General features: G+C 72.0%; 14 protein-coding genes and 1 pseudogene. 7 read left to right on the top strand and 8 right to left on the bottom strand.

Translation table 11 applies throughout. From position 1 onward, the window contains the following. Positions 1 to 183: 183 nt before the first annotated feature. Both ABZX90_RS24190 and ABZX90_RS24185 read left to right on the top strand, forming a co-directional pair. Positions 184 to 1,227: pseudogene (locus ABZX90_RS24190) on the top strand (hypothetical protein); the annotation flags it as partial. Positions 1,228 to 2,598: 1,371 nt separating this feature from the next. After that, positions 2,599 to 2,769, top strand: coding sequence for a hypothetical protein (locus tag ABZX90_RS24185; protein ID WP_351121914.1), 171 nt, complete (start codon positions 2,599 to 2,601; stop codon positions 2,767 to 2,769). Between the two features lie 350 nt (positions 2,770 to 3,119). On the opposite strand, the gene ABZX90_RS24180 is transcribed toward ABZX90_RS24185, so the two are convergent. The 3 genes from ABZX90_RS24180 to ABZX90_RS24170 form a co-directional block, all read right to left on the bottom strand. After that, complete coding sequence (locus ABZX90_RS24180) at positions 3,120 to 4,076, bottom strand: 3-oxoacyl-ACP reductase (protein WP_355207886.1); 957 nt, start codon at positions 4,074 to 4,076, stop codon at positions 3,120 to 3,122. 122 nt (positions 4,077 to 4,198) lie between these two features. Next, a complete protein-coding gene (locus tag ABZX90_RS24175; RefSeq protein ID WP_355207883.1) occupies positions 4,199 to 5,275 on the bottom strand; it encodes a Zn-dependent alcohol dehydrogenase in 1,077 nt (358 codons plus the stop codon). Positions 5,276 to 5,309: 34 nt separating this feature from the next. Continuing rightward, positions 5,310 to 6,167, bottom strand: coding sequence for a MaoC/PaaZ C-terminal domain-containing protein (locus ABZX90_RS24170; protein ID WP_355207880.1), 858 nt, complete (start codon positions 6,165 to 6,167; stop codon positions 5,310 to 5,312). 404 nt (positions 6,168 to 6,571) lie between these two features. Here ABZX90_RS24170 and ABZX90_RS24165 point away from each other — a divergent pair, with 404 nt between their 5' ends. From ABZX90_RS24165 to ABZX90_RS24150, 4 genes are all read left to right on the top strand, one after another. After that, positions 6,572 to 7,453 carry an ABC transporter ATP-binding protein gene (locus tag ABZX90_RS24165; protein ID WP_355208095.1) on the top strand — a complete coding sequence of 294 codons (882 nt, stop codon included), beginning with the start codon at positions 6,572 to 6,574 and terminating at the stop codon, positions 7,451 to 7,453. Beyond that, positions 7,453 to 8,172, top strand: a complete 720-nt coding sequence (locus tag ABZX90_RS24160) for an ABC transporter permease (protein WP_355207877.1) — start codon at positions 7,453 to 7,455, stop codon at positions 8,170 to 8,172. Before ABZX90_RS24165 ends, ABZX90_RS24160 begins: the two co-directional genes overlap by 1 nt. Before the next feature lie 14 nt (positions 8,173 to 8,186). Continuing rightward, on the top strand, positions 8,187 to 9,437 hold the full coding sequence (locus tag ABZX90_RS24155) for a sensor histidine kinase (RefSeq protein WP_355207874.1): 1,251 nt from the start codon (positions 8,187 to 8,189) through the stop codon (positions 9,435 to 9,437). A gap of 155 nt (positions 9,438 to 9,592) precedes the next feature. Continuing rightward, positions 9,593 to 10,225 carry a response regulator transcription factor gene (locus tag ABZX90_RS24150; RefSeq protein WP_355208092.1) on the top strand — a complete coding sequence of 211 codons (633 nt, stop codon included), beginning with the start codon at positions 9,593 to 9,595 and terminating at the stop codon, positions 10,223 to 10,225. Positions 10,226 to 10,413: 188 nt separating this feature from the next. Here ABZX90_RS24150 and ABZX90_RS24145 read toward each other — a convergent pair whose 3' ends face one another. From ABZX90_RS24145 to ABZX90_RS24125, 5 genes are all read right to left on the bottom strand, one after another. Continuing rightward, on the bottom strand, positions 10,414 to 11,256 hold the full coding sequence (locus ABZX90_RS24145; protein ID WP_351121899.1) for a hypothetical protein: 843 nt from the start codon (positions 11,254 to 11,256) through the stop codon (positions 10,414 to 10,416). Continuing rightward, positions 11,256 to 11,795 (bottom strand): SigE family RNA polymerase sigma factor, encoded by a 540-nt coding sequence (locus ABZX90_RS24140; RefSeq protein WP_351121896.1) that lies wholly within the window; start codon positions 11,793 to 11,795, stop codon positions 11,256 to 11,258. The genes ABZX90_RS24145 and ABZX90_RS24140 overlap by 1 nt, the downstream gene beginning before the upstream one ends. Before the next feature lie 51 nt (positions 11,796 to 11,846). Next, positions 11,847 to 13,274 carry an MFS transporter gene (locus ABZX90_RS24135; protein WP_355207870.1) on the bottom strand — a complete coding sequence of 476 codons (1,428 nt, stop codon included), beginning with the start codon at positions 13,272 to 13,274 and terminating at the stop codon, positions 11,847 to 11,849. A 222-nt stretch (positions 13,275 to 13,496) separates the two neighbouring features. After that, positions 13,497 to 14,690 (bottom strand): lipid-transfer protein, encoded by a 1,194-nt coding sequence (locus ABZX90_RS24130; protein WP_355207867.1) that lies wholly within the window; start codon positions 14,688 to 14,690, stop codon positions 13,497 to 13,499. 7 nt (positions 14,691 to 14,697) lie between these two features. Beyond that, a complete protein-coding gene (locus ABZX90_RS24125) occupies positions 14,698 to 16,965 on the bottom strand; it encodes an acyl-CoA dehydrogenase (protein ID WP_355207864.1) in 2,268 nt (755 codons plus the stop codon). A 293-nt stretch (positions 16,966 to 17,258) separates the two neighbouring features. On the opposite strand from ABZX90_RS24125, the gene ABZX90_RS24120 reads away from it, so the two are divergent. Continuing rightward, the gene (locus ABZX90_RS24120) at positions 17,259 to 19,004 is read left to right on the top strand and encodes an MFS transporter (RefSeq protein WP_351121885.1); all 1,746 of its coding nucleotides are present in this window, start codon (positions 17,259 to 17,261) and stop codon (positions 19,002 to 19,004) included. Positions 19,005 to 19,027: the final 23 nt, after the last annotated feature.

The raw sequence follows: 19,027 nt of genomic DNA, 5'->3' as shown, positions 1-19,027 counted from the left end.
CGGACGGCGGACGGTACGCGCTTGACGCCGCCCTGGCCCGGTCCTCCCACCGTCGTTCAGCACATCCGCCCCCGTTCCCTCAGGCGAATCCCGACATGGCCACCCTTATGTGTGAAGCGGCAGCCCGTCGCTCCCCCGTCTGTGCGTACGAAAACTACCTTCGTCGCCGGAGGTGACCGAACGATGACGGCCGGTGCGACGGAGCCCTTGGTGCAGAGCGAACGCGAGAACGGCGACGGGTACGGCGACGACGCGAGTCGGTGGGCCGCCCGTCCCGTCTGTGTGATCACCGCTGACGGCACGTACGGGGCGCGGCTCGCCGGCGACGGCGAGTCCTGGTATCCGGAGCGCTGGACGCTGGACGGCCCCGAGCCGTACGCCGTACCGCTGCCCGGCCCCCAGCCGGAGGAGCCCGGCACCGAGGTGCTGCCGCTGACCGACGGCAGGGTGCTGATCCATCGCGCGGACGACGGACGGCATGCCTTCTCCCTCCTCTACCCGACCGGTCCTGGCACCGGCGAGCTCCCGCTCGGTGCGGTGGAGTGCCCCGACGCCGGCACCCGGCTGCGGCTGCTGCCGCCCGCGCCGGACGGGGAACGCGCGTACGCCCTCGCCGTGGGCCGGGGGTCCACGGCGGTGTGGCTGGTTGCGGGCGGCCCGTTCGGCCCCGAGCATCTGGCCGAGGTGCCGGGCCACTGCTCGGGAGGGGTGTGGCTGGACGGCACGGGACGCCTCCTCGCGCTGGACCGTTTCCAGAACGGCCGCACCAAGACCGTGGTGGTCGACCTGGAGCGCGGCGGAGAGCTGTCGCCACTTCTCCAGATCTCCGAGCACAGCAACGACCGGCTGCTCCTCGCGGACGCCGACAGCGGGCTCCTCCTCATCCGTTCCGACGCCCCGTCCCCCGGCCGGGAGCGTCTTGGCTGGGGTGTGCTCGGCAGCACCCTGCCTATCCGCTTCCCCGACTGCCTGAGCGCGACGGGCTGCTCGATCACCCCGTTCGCGATCCAGCCGGGCCAGATGCTGACCCCGGAGTCCTGCGCCGTCGCCCTGCGCATCGACGGGCCGGGCGGCACCTGGGTGGGCGTGTGGCGCCCGGCCGAGCGCCGGATCCACCATCGCCAGGCGCCCGAGGGCTGGCTGCCCGGCACCGGGCTGTGGACCGCGGAGGGGGTGCTCCAACTGCCGTACGCCACGGGGGTCGTACCGTGCGGCGTCGCACGACTGGAGGCACCCGCCGGGGCGGGGGAGCCGGACCTGGGGAATCCGGCTCCCCCGAGACGCCCCGCGCCGCCGCGCCCTGTCCCCCTCCAGCAGGCGCCCCTGAAAGGCCGGCCGACCGCGTCAACGGGCTCGGTCCGGATGCCATCGGTCCACCTGACCCTGCGAACGGACACCGCGCGCGCCCCCAGGACCGAAGCGACCGTCCGTCTCGACGCCTCCGAGGCACCGCACGTCGGCATGGGTCCCGCGTCCAGGGACACGGAGTCGCTCTCGACGGTGACGAGCCTCGCCGTCAGGACCCCGGCCCCCGAAGCGCGGCACGCCGGCATGAGCCTCGGCGACGAGACCGCCGAAACACTCCCTCCCGTCACGAGAATCGGTACGGGTACGGGTACGGGTGCTGGTACGGGTATTGGTGCTGGTGCTGGTGCTGCGCCCGGTGCCGGTGCCGGCCCGCGCGGGATTACGCCCGCCCAGGCGCTGCCGCCCCTCACGGGCCACAACGCCGAGCCCGCCGCAGCGCTCCCGGCCCTCGCGAGCCTCAACCCCGGGACCACCGAACCCCTCGCACCCAAGCCAGGCTTCTGGACCCGAGTCGTCAAAACACCCCCGGCCGAGCCGGACCTCTGGACCAGGATCGCCGACACACCCCCACCCGGCATGAGCCTCGGCACCAGGGCCGACGGGGCGCACCCGGTCGGCACCGGCCACGGCGCCGAGCCCGCCGAGGCACTCCCGGCCCTCGTGAGCCACAGCCCCGGAACCACCGAACCACCCGCACCCAAGCCAGGCCTCTGGACCCGAGTCGCCGAAACACCCCGGACCTCACCGAACCCCTGGACCAAGGCCGCCGACACACGCCCGGCCGAGCCGGACCTCTGGACCAAGATCGCTGACACGCCCCCACCCGGCATGAACCTCGGCACCAGGGCCGACGGGGCGCACCCGGTCGGCACCGGCCACGGAGAGGGAAACGCAAACGCCGACCAGCTGCCGGTGTTCGGGGAGTTCAGGGGCGACGTGGCCCTGAGGCCCGCGGTGAGTCGTCCGGGGTTCGGGGCCGAGCCGCCCTCGGCACTCCCTGCCGGTCCGCAGCCACTCGCGGAGTACGGGCAGGAGGACGCAGGTCCCCGTACCCCGCCGACCGCCCGTCGGCCTCTCCACAACGGGCCGCCCCAGCCGTCCGGTTCGGCGTCCGGTCCGCCGTCCGAGGACGCGACCGCTCTGCCCGCCGAGGGTGCCGCAGCGCTCGCGGACGGGGAGGAAAGGGACGACGAGGGTGAAGAAACGTCACCCTCCGACACCCGTGCGATGACGGCACGTTAGAATCCCCCGGCTGTAAAGAAGGATCTTGCATACGGGGTGAACACTTCAATGAACGACTTCAGCACCATGGAAGCACCGGGCACGGACGTCCACGAGACGTCGGCGACCCGGTCCGAAGGCCACGGCAGACACCGCGGCCCGGTCTCCGGCCACGACGACGAGGCGACCCCTCAGGGCCGCCACCGCAAGCCGTCCGGCCAGCCGGGCACGACGGCCTGAAGGGCGGACGGACCGTTCAGGCAGGACAACGCCTGACGGGCACGACACGCACAGCACGCGCACCACGGACGACACGCACGACACGCACGACAGCCTGAGGACGGGACGGCCGCGAACACGGCGGTCCGACCGACCGACGGCACGCCGAACCGGCAGACGGCCCCGCTCGCACCATGGCGAGCGGGGCCGTTTCCGTAGGGGCTCCGTCCGGGTACACGGGGCAGGACCGTCTCCAGCAGATCTTCGACAAGGTGGGGGCGCGCAGCCACCGCGAGCTCGTCGCCGAACTGTTCCTCCGGCACCTCCCGCCGCGGCTCGCACACCTCCCCCAGCCACCGACGGCCGTCCGCTCAGCGGGGAGAACCCTCCCGGTCCCGCTTGAGACCCAGCACCTCCGCCGCCGCGAACGTCTCGCCGCGCGGCCGGTCCGCGTAGTACGGCGTGAGCAGCGCGTCGAGTTCGTCATGACTGAACGTGTCCTGCTTGCTGTCGAACTTCGCCGCCACCCGCGGCCGTTCGACGACCGCGACCATCCCGCCGTGCACGACGAGGAGCTGGCCGTTGACGTGCGCTGCGGCGGGAGAGGCCAAGTAGCCGACGAGCGGGGCGACATGCTCGGGGGCGAGCGGGTCGAGGCCGTCGTCGGGCCGGCCGAATCCGGCGAAGACGTCCTCCGTCATACGGGTCCGGGCGCGCGGGCAGATGACGTTCGCCGTGACGCCGTACTTGGCGAGCGCCAGCGCCGTCGAGGTGGTCAGACCGACGATCCCGCCCTTCGCCGCCGCGTAGTTGGGCTGTCCGGCGGATCCGGCGAGGAACGCCTCCGACGAGGTGTTCACGATCCGCCCGTACACGGGTCCGTCGGCCGCCTTGGAGCGGGACCGCCAGTGCACGGACGCGAAGTGGGTGGTGTTGAAGTGGCCTTTGAGATGCACCCGGATCACCGAGTCCCACTCGTCCTCGGTCATCGAGAAGACCATCCGGTCGCGCAGGATGCCCGCGTTGTTGACGAGGATGTCCAGCTTCCCGAACTCGGCGACCGCCGACTCGACGAGTGCGCGGGCCTGTTCGTGATCGGCGACGTCCCCGGTGTGGGCGACGGCCCGGCCGCCCGCCGTACGGATCTCGGCGGCGACCTCCTCGGCCGGGGTGGCCGATGCCGCACCCGAGCCGTCCCGTCCGGGCTGCCCGTAGTCGTTGACGACGACGGCCGCGCCCAGCCGGCCGAGTTCCAGCGCCTCGGCCCGGCCGAGCCCGCGCCCCGCGCCGGTGACGATCGCGGTGAGCCCTTCAAGTGGCAGTGACATCAAGGTCCTTAACGGTTGTCGTGGAGGTCCTCGGCGGTCGTGGAAGTCCTCCGCGGCCCTGGAGGTCCTCGGCGGTCGTGGAAGTCCTCCGCGGCCCTGGAGGTCCTCGGCGGTCCAGGAGGTCAGATCTCGATGCACGTCCGCAGTGCGGTGCCCGAGCGCATCTGGTCGAGCGCCTCGTTGATCTCGGCCAGCGGCACCCGGTGGGTGATCAGGCCTTCGAGGTCGATGCGGCCCGCGCGCCACAAGGCGATGGTCCGCTCGTACGACCGCAGGACGTCACCACCGCCGTACATGGAGGGCAGGATGCGCTTCTCGTCGAAGAACAGCTCGAACATGTTGAGCTGGAGGTAGTCGTCCATGGCACCGGCTCCCACGACGACGAGGGTGCCGCCGCGCCGGGTGTGGTCGTAGGCGGTGCGTGCGGTGGCGGACTTGCCGACGACCTCGAAGACGTAGTCGAAGCCCTCGCCGGCGGTCACCGACTGCTTGGCGTCGCCGAGTTCGTCGGGCGAGACCGCCTTCGTGGCGCCGAACCGCAGCGCGGCCTCCCGGCGTGAGGCGACCGGGTCGACGGCGACGATCTCGGCGGCTCCCTTGAGCCGGGCGCCCTGGATCGCGGAGATGCCGACGCCTCCGCAGCCGATGACGGCGACCGACGAACCGGCTTCCACGTCAGCGGTGTTGAGGGCGGCGCCGAGTCCGGTGGTGACGCCGCAGCCGATCAGGGCCGCGATGTCGAAGGGCACGTCGTCGGGGACGGGGACCGCGCAGCCGGCGTCGACGACCACCTCCTCGGCGAAGGTGCCGGTGCCGGCGAAGCCGAAGACGTCACCTCCGGGGCGCTTGAAGTTGGGGGTGCCCGCGTTCATGAATCCGGCCAGGCACAGTTGTGTCTGGCCGCGCTTGCAGGCGGGACAGACGCCGCAGGCAGGGAGCCAGCAGATGACGACGCGGTCGCCGGGCTTCAAGTGCGTGACGCCGTCGCCGACTTCGGTGATCTCGCCGGCGCCCTCGTGCCCCGGCACGAACGGCGCGGGCTGCGGCAGGACGCCGTTCATCGCGGACAGGTCCGAATGGCACAGCCCCGTGGCCCGCACCCGGATGCGCACCTTGCCGGGTCCGAAGCCCACCGCCTCGACGTCGTCGAGGACTTCGAGTTTGTCCTGGCCTATCTCGTGCTGTACGGCTGCGCGCATGGTGCGGCTCCCCTCAGGACGGTTCGTACGACAGTCAGCTGTGATCGACGATGGTGTCGGCGAGGACCGGCGCGTCGTCCCGTTCGACCGCGCTCACCGCCACCCGGACCCCGCCGTCGCGGCGCCACATCCGGATGCGCAGGGTCTCGCCGGGGAAGACGACTCCGGCGAAGCGGGTGGTGTACGAGCGGACGCGGGCCACATCGCCGCCGAGCAGGGTGTCGACGACGGCCTTGAGCGTCATGCCGTACGTGCACAGCCCGTGCAGGATCGGCCGGTCGAATCCGGCGAGCTTGGCGAACTCGGGGTCGGCGTGCAGCGGGTTCCAGTCTCCGGAGAGGCGGTAGAGCAGGGCCTGGTCCTCGCGGATCGGGCGCTCGACGGTTCGGTCCGGCGGGCCCGTCGGTGCTTCGAGGCTGGTGCTGGGGCCGCGGTCGCCGCCCCAGCCGCCTTCGCCCCGTACGAAGATCTGGGCGTCGTTGGTCCACAACGGGCCCTCGGCGTCGGCCACTTCGGTGCGCATGACGAGGATGGCGGCCTTGCCCTTGTCGTACACCGCGGCGATGCGCCCGGTGGCGGTCGCCGTGCCCTCGGCGGGGATCGGGCGGTGCAGCCGGACGGTCTGGCCGCCGTGCAGGACGCGGGCGAGGTCGACGTCGACACCGGGCATGGAGAGGCCGCTGATCACGCCCGGCGATCCGGCGCCGGCGACGGTGGCGAAGCTCGGCAGGACGTGCAGCCTGGATTCGAGGGTGTAGCGCAGCTCGTCGGGGTCGGTCGCGGGAACACCCGCGCCCAGGCCCAGGTGGTAGAGCTGGACGTCCTTGGTGGTCCAGGCGATCTCTCCGGTCCGCGGTTCCGCTGCGACGGCCTTGGCGGCGTCAATGGGCATGGGACTCCTGACTCGACTGCGCGAAAGACCTCGGTGCGGCCGTCCGCACCGTCGGCCGCACCGAGGTCGACACTGGGCCGTGGAACCCGCTCGTTCTAGAACGCGTTCCAGTCCGGCGAACCCTTGTATAGCCCAGCGCCCATTACTTGTGAAGACTACTGACGCCATGTCAGATCCAAGTGGTGCGACGGACTTCCGTCGGTGCGTGCCGCGACGGCCGGCCGTGACATTTGTCCCGGCCGATCGCCGACAAGTGCATCTGCCGGGAGACGGCCCGGGCCCCTAGCGTCGTTCTCATGACACGGACGACGGGGACGACGCGGGCGGCGGGGACGACGCGGGCGGCGGGGACGACGGTGAGGGCACGGACGACGGGGGCACGGACGACGGGGGCACCACCGGCTGTGTCCTTCACGGGGGTGGTCAAGTCCTTCGGCGATGTGCGCGCCGTGGCCGGTCTCGACCTTGAGGTGGCGTGCGGCGAGACGGTGGCGCTGCTGGGCCGCAACGGCGCGGGCAAGTCGACGACGATCTCGCTGCTGCTCGGTCTGAACGAGCCGGACGAGGGCTCGGTCGCGCTCTTCGGCGGCCGACCGGAGGAGGCGGTGCGCGCCGGACGCGTCGGCGCGATGCTCCAGGACACCCGGCCGGTGTCCCGTGTCACCGTCCAGGAATTGGTCTCCTTCGTGGCGGGACGCTATCCGGCACCGCTGCCGGTGGCCGAAGCGCTGCGGCTCGCGGGCATCCCGGAACTGGCCGGACGGCGCGTCGACCGGCTGTCCGGCGGCCAGACGCAGCGGGTGCGGTTCGCGGTGGCGCTCGCCGGGAACCCCGCGCTGATCGTCCTCGACGAGCCGACCGCCGCGCTCGACGTGGAGGCACGGCACGCGTTCTGGGAGTCGATGCGGGCGTATGCCAGGCGCGGGCACACCGTGCTCTTCTCCACGCACTATCTGGAGGAGGCCGACGCGCACGCCGACCGGATCGTCGTCATCGACCGGGGGCGGATCGTCACGGACGGGACCGGGGAGGAGCTCAAGCGGTCGGCGGGCGGCAATCTGGTCTCCTTCGACCTGGCGGGGCACGGCGCGGAGGGCCTGGCGCTGCTGCCCGGCGTGGTGGCCGTGGAGGTGCGCGGGGAGCGGGCCCGGCTGCGCACGGACGACTCGGACGCGACGGTGATCGCGCTGGCGGGGCTGGGGGCGATCCGCGGCCTGGAGGTCGTCCCCGCGTCCCTGGACGACGCGTTCATGGCCCTCACCTCGCGCGCTCAGGAGAAGGTGTGATGTTCGACTATCTGCGGCTGGAAGTACGCCGGACGCTGCGCGACACCGGCTTCGTGATCGGCAGTGTCGCGATGCCGGTGGTGATGTACCTGCTGTTCACCAACCTCGGCGGTGGCGACGACGGCGAGTGGAAGACTGCGTCGATGGTCGGCATGGCCGCGTACGGCGCGGTGGGCTCGGCGCTGAACACCGGCGGCGGGGTCGCCGAGGACAAGGGGACCGGCTGGCTGCGGCAGCTGCGGGTGACACCGATGACACCGCGCGAGGTGGTGCTCGGGCGGGCCCTGACCTGCTCGGTGACCGTGCTGCCCGCGATCACCGTCGTCCTGGCGGCCGGCGGCCTGGTCAACGGCGTACGCCTGGATGCCTGGCAGTGGGCCGCCACGGCCGTGCTGCTGTGGCTCGGCTCGGTCCCCTTCACTCTGCTGGGCCTCGGCAACGGCTACCGGCTGACCCCGCAGACCACGGGTGTCGCGAACATGGTGTGCAATCTGGGGCTCTCGGTGGTCGGCGGCCTGTGGTTCCCGCTCGCCCTCTTCCCCGGCTGGCTGCGCTCGATATCGGCGTACACGCCCACGAACCGCTTCGCACAGCTGGGTGTGTCGGTCACGGAGGGCAGGCCGCCGTCCCTCGGAGCGACGGCCGTGCTGACGGGCTGGCTGCTGGCGTTCGGTTCGTACGCTGTGGTCTCGTACCGTCGATCCGCACGAACCGTCTGAACGGGGAGCGGGACATGTCCTGGATGAAAGGCCTCGGCTGCCAGGTCCGCGTGTGGCGGGCCGAGCGGATCCGCTGGAAGGCCGACATGCAACGGTTCAAGGCCGAGCAACGGGCCGCGCGCAGGAGCGGCGGCGAGATGCCGGAGAACCCGGGACCGCCACCGACCGGCTTCGCGCTGCTGCCGTGGCTGCTGCTGGGGATGGGCGCCTTCTCCAACCTCCTCCAGGGCAAGACGGCACAGCCCTGGATCGGCGGCCTGGGCCTGTTCGTCTTCAACTCCCTGTATATCTACGTGACGTTCCACGCGTTCGTGAGGGAGAAGCGGGAGGCCCGTTCCACACGGGTGGCACTCGTCCTGATGGGCCTGGTCACCTGCGCGCTGGCCATCGGGTACGGCGGCAGCTGGCTGTACTTCTTCCCTCTGCTCGGACTGGCCACCGGGGCGGTGCTGCGCGGCCCCTGGCTCGGGAAGATCGGCCTCGGTCTGACGGCGCTCGCGGCGGCGGTCTCCGTCGTCCGGGCGGGCTGGGACGCGGTGAACGTCGCCTACGCCACCTTCCTGTCCACGATGGTGACGGCCGCGATCCTCTCCCTCTCCGAGGCGGTACGTGAACTGCGCGACGCCCGGGAGGAGTTGGCTCGCCGGGCTGTCGAGAAGGAACGGATGCGCTTCTCCCGCGACCTGCACGACCTGCTCGGGCACACGCTCTCCGTCATCGTGGTGAAGTCGGAGGCGGCCCGTCGGCTGGCGCCCCGCGATCTGGAGGCGGCACTCGTCCAGGTCACGGACATCGAGTCGGTCGGCCGCCAGGCTCTCACGGAGATCCGCGAGGCGGTCACCGGCTATCGCGAAGGCAGCCTCGCCACGGAGCTGGACCGCGCCCGCTCGGCGCTGTCCGCGGCGCGGGTGGAGCCGGTCGTACGGCAGTCGGGGCCGCCCCTGGTCCCGCAGACCGAGGCTCTGCTGGGCTGGGTGCTCCGCGAGGCCGTCACCAACGTCGTACGCCACAGTGACGCGACCCGCTGCGAGATCACCGTCGACGGCACCCCGGACCTCGTCCGCCTGACCGTCTCGGACAACGGCACCGACGCCTCTCCGGCCGATCCCGAGCCGGGCATCGGCGGCACCGGCCTGAAGGGCCTCACCGAACGCCTCGCCACGGCGGGCGGCTCCCTGCGGGCGGGCCGGAGTCCCCGCGGCGGCTTCGAGGTGAGAGCCGAACTGCCGGTGGAGGCGGCGGACTTGACGGAGGCGTCGTTCTAGGGTCCCGGTCGGACCTCCGGTCGAAAGGTCCCAGGTCCGAAGATCCCCGTCCCAAGATCCCAGGTCGAAGATCCCCGGCCGAGGATCCCCGGTCGAAAGGCCGGTGGCAGGGGCCGGTGGCGGCGCCCGCCGCCTACCCTTGCCCCGTGAACGAGATGCCCCGGGACCACCGGCCCGCCAAGTCCATCCGTGTCCTGCTCGCGGAGGACCAGGGAATGATGCGCGGGGCGCTCGCTCTGCTGCTCGGGATGGAGGCGGACATCGCGGTGGTCGCGCAGGTGTCCGCGGGGGACGAGATCGTGGACACGGCTCTGATCAGCAGGCCCGATGTGGCGCTGCTGGACATCGAGTTGCCGGGGATGAGCGGGCTGGACGCCGCCGCCGAACTGCGCGAGCAGGTGCCCGACTGCCGGGTGCTGATCCTCACCACCTTCGGCCGCCCCGGCTACCTGCGACGGGCCATGGAGGCGGGGGCCGCCGGGTTCCTGGTCAAGGACGGCCCCGTGGAGGAACTGGCCGAGGCGATCCGGCGGGTGCTGACCGGGGAGACCGTCATCGATCCGGCGCTCGCCGCCGCCGCGCTGAGCGCCGGGCCGAATCCGCTCACCGCCCGCGAGTGCGACGTGCTGAAGGCATCGGTGGACGGCGCGACCGTCGCCGACATCGCCGGCAAGCTGCACCTCTCCGAGTCGACCGTCCGCAACTACCTCTCCTCCGCCATCGGCAAGACGGGCACCCGCAACCGCATGGAGGCGATGCGGGAGGCCCGCCAACAGGGCTGGCTGTAGCGGGCCCCGGCCGGCGATCGCTCGACCGGCGATCCCAACCGGCGACCCCTCGACCGGCGCCCCTTCAATCGGCGGTCCCTCGACCGGCGCCCCTTCAATCGGCGGTCCCTCGACCAGCGGCCTCCGCCGATGCCCACCCCGCCCCGCCCCGCGTCCGGCCCGGCGCCGCTTCGTTCACCTCACCCCTCTCACGTCAGTGCGTCCACCTGCGCGCCCTTGAAGCTCCTGCCCTGCGGGGCGAGGCACACGAACCAGTTGGCCGGAGAGCCCGCGACCCGGTGGATCATCGGCTTGAGTTCCCAGCCGTAGCCGGCACCCTCGTCGGCCATCGGAACCCGGGTCGAGGTGCCGTCGTCCCAGGTGCAGGTGACGTCCCGGGCTGTCGGATCGACCTTGCCGATCACCAGCCGCGAAGCCGCTCCCGCCGCACCGGACCGGCCGGTGTCCAGCGACCTCGAAACGACCTCGATGTCCGTGCTCCCGTCCCCGTCACCCTTCTTGACCGGTCCGTCCAGCGCGGTCATCGGATCCCCGTCGCCCACGAGCAACTCGACGAAGATCCAGCTCTTGCCGATGAGGTCCGAGGCGACTTCGGTGTCCGTCGGTGTGAGGCCGTATTCGCCCATCTTGGTCCGCTGGTACTGCGCCTCCGCCTCGGTCTTCGGCGCACCCCACACCATGACGGTGACGCTCCAGTCCTTGCCGTTGTCCCGCGCCCTGGCCACCGTGGTCATCTGCGGCTCGTACACATGCCGCCGCTCCGGCGTCGGCGGCGGGGTGGCGGCCGGCATGACCCGCTTGGCGTCGTCACCCGTCCCCCCGGCCAGCGCCAGTGACCCGGTGGAACCGGCGATGACGAGGGCCGCCGCTGCCGCCATCGCCCAGCGGCGCGCCTTGCGGCGGCGCCCGCCGCGCAGCACCGCCTGGTAGGGGGCTATGCCGATCTCGACCTCGTCCGCGGCCTCGGCCAGCAGGAAGGCGATGTCCGTTTCCGTCGCCATGTCGTGATTCGTCTCCCGGTTCGCGTTCATCACTTCCGCCCTCCGTGGGCCACCGTGTCCGCCAGGCCCGGTATGACGCGGAGTTTGGCGATCCCCTTGGCCGCGTTGCTCTTCACCGCGCCCACCGAGCAGCCCATCGCCTCCGCCGTCTGGCTCTCGCTCAGGTCCTCCCAATAGCGAAGCACCACCGCCTCACGCTGGCGCGGGGGCAGTTGGGCGAGTGCCGTGAGCAGGGCGCCGCGGTCGTCGGCGCGCGCGATCGGGTCACCGCTGTCGGGAAGCTCGTGCGTCAGGTCCGAGTCGTCCTTCGGCGCCAGGAACTCCTTGAGTTTTCTGCGGTGCTTGCGAGCATGCGCGTTGATCATCACGCGCCGTACGTACGCCTCGGGTTCGTCGGCCGCGCCGACCCTGCGCCAGGCCACGTACACCTGCTCCAGCGTCGTCTGGACCAGGTCCTCGGCGGCGTGCTGCTCCCCCGTCAGGAGAAATGCCGTACGCATCAGCCGCGGCCAGCGGCCGATGACAAAGCTCTGGAACTCCTCGTCCCGAGCCTGCTTCCGATCCCCCATGAGCACCTCCTAGATGTTTGAAGGAGTCCGCGAGGATCGGTTTTCGTTGCCTCACATCCGTGAGATCTTCCGCGGCAGCCATACGAGCATCAACCCGGCGCCGACCAGCAGCAGCACACCGCTGACGCGGAACGCCAGCGCGTACCCGGCGGTCAGCGCCTCCCCGGAGGTGCTTCCGCCCGTACGGGCCGCCGCGATCGTGGACATGACCGCGAGGCCCAGCGAACCACCCATCACCCGTGAGGTGTTGACCAGGCCCGACACCAGCCCCGCGTCCTCCGGCGCCGCGCCCGAGGTCGCGATCGCGGCCAGCGGTGTCGCGGCCAGGCCCGCGCCGGCCATCATCAGGATGCCGGGGAACATGATCGCCGTGAGGAACGGGCCGTCCGCCGTCATCGTCGACTGCCAGCCGAAGCCGGCCGCGGCCAGGAGTGTGCCGAGGACCGCCACATTGCGCGCCCCGACCACCGGCATGAGGCGCGGCGCCAGCTTGGAGCCGATGACCACCGCCAGCGAGCTCGGCACCAGCGCGAGGCCCGCGTCCAGCGGCGAGTAGCCGAGCACGTTCTGCGCGTACAGCGTCATGAAGAACCACATGCAGAACATCGCGGAGCCGGAGACGAACATGGCCGCGTTCGCCGACGACACCGACCGCAGCCTCAGCAGTTTCAGCGGCATCAGCGGCGCTCTGTTCCGCGCCTCGACGACCAGGAAGACCCCGATGAGGGCGGCTCCCGCGCAGAGGGGCACGAGCGTGGCCGGCGCCGTCCACCCCTCGGCCTCCGTCTGCACGATCCCGTACGCCAGGGTCGCGAGTCCCGCCGTCACCAGGAGCGCGCCCGGCAGGTCTAGCCGTCGCCCGTCCCCGGCCCTGCTCTCCGGCAGCCGGCGTGCCGCGCCGGCGAGCACCACCGCGCCGACGGGCACGTTGATGAGGAGCACCCAGCGCCACGACAGCCCGTCGACCAGCAGTCCGCCGACGAGTCCGCCCGCCGCGCCGCCTCCGGCGCCGACGGCGGTCCAGGTCGCGATGGCCCGCGCGCGTGCGGCGCCCTCCGGGACGGCCGACGTCAGGATCGTCAGTGTCGAGGGCGCGAGCACCGCGGCCCCCAGGCCCTGCACGGCCCGCGCGACGAGCAGTTGGGTGCCCTCCTGGGCCAGGCCACCGCCGACCGAGGCGAGCGTGAAGAGCGCGAGGCCCACCAGGAACATCCGCTTGCGCCCGTACAGATCCCCGGCCCGCCCGCCGAGGAGCATGAAACCGGCGAAGGCGATCGAGTAGGCGTTCACCACCCATTGCAGCCCCGGCGCGCTGAGCCCCAGGTCGGTCCGCATGGAGGGCAGGGCCACGTTGACGACGGACACGTCCAGGACGACGAGGAACTGTCCGGCACACGCGAGGGCGACCACCACCCAGGTGGGTGGTGCGCTACGGGCGGATATTCGGGTGTCTTCAGCGGCTCGGAGCATGAGTGTCATGCTCTCAACCGGCTGACGCCCCTTGCATCGGGATTTCGAAGCACGCGCGCGTGCGTCACGAGACCTAGGACCTCACCGGGCCGGGGCGCGACCGATGCCGTCCCGGCATCACGTCGGCAGGGCGCGATGCCTGCTGCCGGGTGCCTGATGCCTGGAGGTGCCCGCTGCCGGGCGCCTGATGCCGGTGGTGCCTGCTGCTTGCTGCCGGGCGCCTGGTGCTGCTCAGGCACCCGCGCGCAGCAGGGTGACCACCGCCGCGCCGCCCAGTCCGATGTTGTGGGCGAGCCCGACCCGCGCCCCCGGCACCTGCCGAGCTTCGGCCTGTCCCCGCAACTGCCAAACCAGCTCGGCGACTTGGGCGATCCCGGTCGCTCCCAGGGGATGGCCCTTGGAGATCAGCCCGCCCGAGGGGTTCACCACCCAGCGTCCGCCGTACGTCGTCGCCCCCGACTCGACGAGTTTGCCCGACTCGCCCTCCCCGCACATGCCGAGCGCCTCGTAGGTCAGCAGTTCGTTGACGGAGAAGCAGTCGTGGAGTTCGACGACGTCCACGTCCTCGATGCCGAGTCCGGAGTGTTCGTACTCCTGGCGCGCAGCCTCCCGCGACATCGGCTGTCCGACGACGTCGATGCAGGAGCCGGAGGCGAAGGACTCCTCGGTGTCGGTGGTCATCGACTGGGCCACGATCTCGACCGCCCTGTCCCCGAGCGCGTGCCGCTCGGCGAACCTTTCGGACACGACGACGGCCGCGGCGGCTCCGTCCGAGGTGGGCGAGCACTGGAGTTTGGTCAGCGGACGGTGCACGGTCCGGGCGGCGAGGACTTCGTCGACGGAGTACACGTCCTGGAACTGGGCGTACGGGTTGTGCGCGGAGTGGCGGTGGTTCTTGGCGCCGACGGCGGCGAGCTGGGCCTCCGTCGTGCCGTACCGCTCCATGTGCTCGCGGGCCGCGTCGCCGAAGATCTGCGCGGTGGGCGGGGACATCTCGAAGCCGTGCCGGGCGGCCATGATCCCGTAGTGGCGGGCGACGGGCGAGGTCGAGAAGTCCCCGCCGTCGGCGCCCGAGCCGAGGGCTCCCCTCTTCATCTTCTCGAAGCCGAGCGCGAGGACGCAGTCCGAGATCCCGCCCTCCACGAACTGCCGGGCCAGCATCAACGCGCTGGCCCCGGTGGCGCAGTTGTTGTTGACGTTGTAGACGGGCACGCCGGTCAGGCCGAGTTCGTAGGCGGCGCGCTGACCGGCGGTGGAGGTCTGGAAGCAGTAGCCGACGGGGACCTGTTCCACGTCCGTGTACGAGATCCCGGCGTCGGCCAGGGCGTTGGAGCCGGCCTCGCGGACCATGTCCCAGTACTGCCACTCGCGGGTCTCGGGCTTCTCGAACCTGGTCATGCCGACACCGACGATGTATGTCTTCATGGGGTTCCTAGTCTCGCGGCAGGCCGAGGATGCGCTCGGCGACGACATTGAGCTGGACCTGGGTGGTGCCGCCCGCGATGGTCAGGCAGCGGGAGAGCAGGAAACCGTGGACGGCCCGCTCGCCCGGTCCCTCGCGCAACGCGCCCTCGGGGCCGAGGAGTTCGAGGCCGAGTTCGGCGACCTTCTGTTGGTGGGCGGTCTGCACCAGCTTCCGGACGGAGGCGCCCGCGCCGGGTTCCACGCCGGAGACCTGGCCAAGGGTGGTGCGCAGTCCGATGCAGGCCAGCGCGTGCGCCTCGGCGAGGAGGGCACCCAGCCGGGCGCCGTCGGTGTCGGCGGCTATCAGCGCCTCCAGGCCCGTGTCGAAGGTCAACTGGTCGGCCATGTGGACGCGTTCGTTGCCGAGCGTGTTGCGGGCGACCCGCCAGCCGTCGTCGACCTCGCCGACGACCGCGTCCGCGGGCAGCAGCACGTCGTCGAACCAGACCTCGTTGAAGAGGGAGTCCCCGGTGATCTCCTTCAAGGGGCGGATGTCGATGCCGTCCGTGTTCTTCATGTCGACGACGAAGTAGGTGAGCCCCTTGTGCTTGGGCGCGGCCGGGTTCGTCCGGGCGAGGAGGATTCCGTGGTCGGCCCACTGTGCCGCGCTCGTCCACACCTTCTGCCCGTTGATCCGCCACCGCCCGTCGGCCGTGCGCTCGGCGCGGGTCCGCAGCGAGGCGAGGTCGGATCCGGCGCCCGGCTCCGAGAAGAGCTGGCACCAGAGCAGGTCACCGCGCAGGGTGTGCAGCAGATAGCGCTCCTGCTGCACGCCGGTGCCGTACGCGATGAGGGACGGTACGACCCAGGTCGCGATCCCCAGATCGCTGATCCGCACCCCGGCCGCCGCCGACTCCTGCTGCACGGCGAGCTGTTGGACGGGGCCGGCGCCGAGTCCGTACGGCGGAGGCAGGTGCGGGGCGGCGTACCCGGTGTGTGCCAGCGACCGGCGGGCGGCCGCCGGACCGAGCCCGCGCACCCGGTCGATCACCTGACGGGCCTCGGCCCGGTACCCGTCCGCCTCCGGCGGCAGTTCCAGGCGCAGTTCCCGCCGTACGCCGTCTTGCGCGAGCCGTGCGGCCCGCCGCAGGTGTCCGCTCCCGGCCCCGAACAACTGCCGTGCCACCAGCGCCCGGCGCAGATACAGATGGGCGTCGTGCTCCCAGGTGAACCCGATGCCGCCGAGTATCTGGACGCAGTCCTTGGCGCAGGAGCAGGCGGCGTCGAGGGCGGCACCGGCCGCGAGGGAGGCCACCAGCTCCCGTACGCCGGAGGGTTCCTGTCCGGCGCGTGCCGCGTCCCAGGTGAGGGCCCGCGCCTGTTCCAGGCGTACGAGCATGTCCGCGCACAGGTGCTTCACGCCCTGGAAGTGCCCGATGGGCCGGCCGAACTGTTCGCGGACCCTGGCGTGCCCGGCGGCCGTGTCCAGCGCCCATGACGCGGTGCCGCAGGCGTCCGCGGCGAGGACGACGGCGGCGAGGTCCCGGACCAGTGACGGGTCGACCGCGAGGACGCGGTCGGCGGATACCCTCACCCCCCGCGCCACGACCTCGGCGGTCGCCCGCGTCGGATCGGCGCTCTCGTGCGGCCGGACGACGAGATCGGCGGCGTCCACGACCAGCCGGAGAATGCCGCCGGGCGCGGCGTCCGCGTGCGACGCGGTGCCGCCGCCCGACGCCGTGCCCCCCTCTGCCGCCGCTCCTGCGCCGGACCCCGTCCCGCCGTCGCACGACGCCGCCAGCACGAGCACGTCGGCGTCGGCGCCGGAGAGCACGGGCGGCGCCGTCCCGTCGAGCACGTATCCGCCGTCCACCGTGACGGCGGTCAGGGAGCCGGTGCCGAACGCGACGGCGCCGATGCGCTCCCCGCACCCCAGGGCCCGTAAGAGATCACCGCGCGCGGACGCCCGAACGGGATCGCCCGTCCCGGGGGAAACCTCGGCGGCCAGGACCGCCGACGCCAGGACGTTCGCGACGAACGGTCCCGGCAGGGCGGCGCGCGCGGCCTCCTCCACGACGACGGCGAGGTCGACGAGGTCGCCGCCGCCACCGCCGTACGCCTCGGGAAGGTGCACGGCGAGGAGCCCTTGCGCGGCGAGCGCGTCCCAGAACGGTGGTCTGCCGCTGCCGGGGGCGTCCAGGAGTTTGCGGACCTCCTCGGGCGGCACGGCGCGGGCGATCCAGCCGCGTACGGCCTCGGCCAGCTCCCGCTGCTCCGGCGTGATCGCGATGCCCATGCGTGCCTCCCCAACGGCCCAAGGTGCGTGGATCCGCGCCAGACTAGAACACGTTTCATTCTGACGGTAGGTCAGATACCCATGGATCGGTCAAGAATTCGTTAGTACGCCGAAGCATCGGAATAGTTGCCCAGGCGCACCGGGTTCCCTCTGCACGTATCCCGAACGGATCACCCGACCGACGTCCCCGTATCCCCGTGGATCACCCGACCGACCGTCCCCGCATCCGCACGGATCACCCCCCTCTCTCTCGGGAACGCACCCTGCTTCCTCACGGCCTGGAGGCCCCCGCAATGACGCACACGACGACCGACCAGCCCGCGCGGAGGCCGAGCGGCGCCACCGTGCCGGTGCTCGCCTTCGCGGGCATCGTTGTCGCGGTGATGCAGACCCTGCTCGTCCCGGTCATCAAGGACCTGCCGACACTGCTGAGCACCACGCCCAGCAACGCCACCTGGGTACTGACCTCGACCCTGCTCTCGGGCGCCGTGGCCACGCCGATCATGGGCCGCCTCGGCGACCTCTTCGGCAAGCGGCGCATGCTGCTCACCAGCCTGGCCGTGATGGTGGCCGGCGCGCTGATCAGCGCCCTGACCAGCGCCCTGGTGCCGATGATCGTGGGCCGTTCGCTCCAGGGCTTCGCCATGGGCGCGATCCCGCTGGGCATCGGCCTGATGCGTGACATGCTGCCCCGCGAGAAGCTCGGCTCCGCGATGGCCCTCATGAGCTCCTCGATCGGCGTCGGCGGCGGACTCGCGCTCCCCGCCGCGGCCCTCGTCGCGCAGCACACCGACTGGCACGCCCTCTTCTACGGCGCCGCCGGCCTCGGCGTCCTCTCGATCGTCCTCACCCTCCTCGTCGTGCCGGAGTCCCCGATGCGCGCCGAGGGCACCTTCGACGTGCTCGGCGCGATAGGCCTCTCCGTCGGACTCGTCCTCTTCCTGCTGCCGATCACCAAGGGCAGCGACTGGGGCTGGACGGCGCCCACCACGCTCGGCCTGTTCGGCGCGTCGGTCGCCGTACTCCTCCTGTGGGGCGTGATGGAGCTGCGCCTGAAGGCTCCGCTGGTCGACCTGCGCACCACGGCCCGCCCCGCGGTCCTCTTCACCAACCTCGCCTCGATCATGGTCGGCGTCTCCTTCTACGTCGTCTCGCTGGTCCTGCCTCAGCTGCTCCAGCTGCCGACGTCCACCGGCTACGGCCTCGGCCAGTCGATGGTGACCGCGGGTCTGCTCGTGGCGCCGCTCGGCCTGACGATGATGGTCACCGCCCCCGTGTACGCCCGGGTGTCGGCGAGGTACGGCCCGAAGGTCACGCTGATCATCGGCATGGTCATCATCGCGATCGGCTACGGCGCCGGCCTCGGCCTGATGAACGCCGCCTGGCAGTCGCTGGTGATCGCGGTGATCCTGGGCGCGGGCATCGGCCTCGCCTACTCCTCGCTGCCCGCGCTGATCGTCGGCTCCGTCCCGGCCTCCGAGACGGGCGCGGCCAACGGTCTGAACACCCTGATGCGTTCCATCGGCACGTCCGTGTCGAGCGCCGTCATCGGCATGGTGCTCGCCAACACGGCGAACCACGTCGGCGGGGTCGCGATCCCGACCATGCACGGATTCCGGGTGTCCTTCCTGATCGCCACCGGCGCGGTCGCGGTCGGCCTGCTCATGGCCCTGTTCCTGCCCGGCCGGCGCCCGGCCACCAAGCCCCAGCTGCGCGCCAGCAGCGAGGAGGACGCCGCGCTGGAGCGGGCGCACGAGGTGCTCGGCGGCTTCCGCGGCCGGGTCCTGAGCGCCGAGGGCTCCCCGGTCCCCCGCGCCAAGGTCACCCTGATCGACCGGCGCGGCCGCCAGGCGGGCGCCACTCTCTCCGCCGAGGACGGCAGCTACGCGCTCGCCGTGCCGGCCCAGGGCCCGTACGTGCTCGCCGCCCGGGCCACCGGCCACGGCCCGCTCGCCTCGTCGGCGACGCACACGGGCGACGACCGCCCGGTCGCCCTCGACCTGTCACTGCCGGGCGAGACCGCCGACGTCACCGCCTGACGCCCGGGCCTCCACCGAGTGAT

Source organism: Streptomyces sp. NPDC002935, from assembly GCF_040611295.1.
GTDB lineage: Bacteria > Actinomycetota > Actinomycetes > Streptomycetales > Streptomycetaceae > Streptomyces.
Note: the sequence above shows the minus strand (reverse complement) of the source record. Positions and strands in the feature narration are given on the sequence as shown.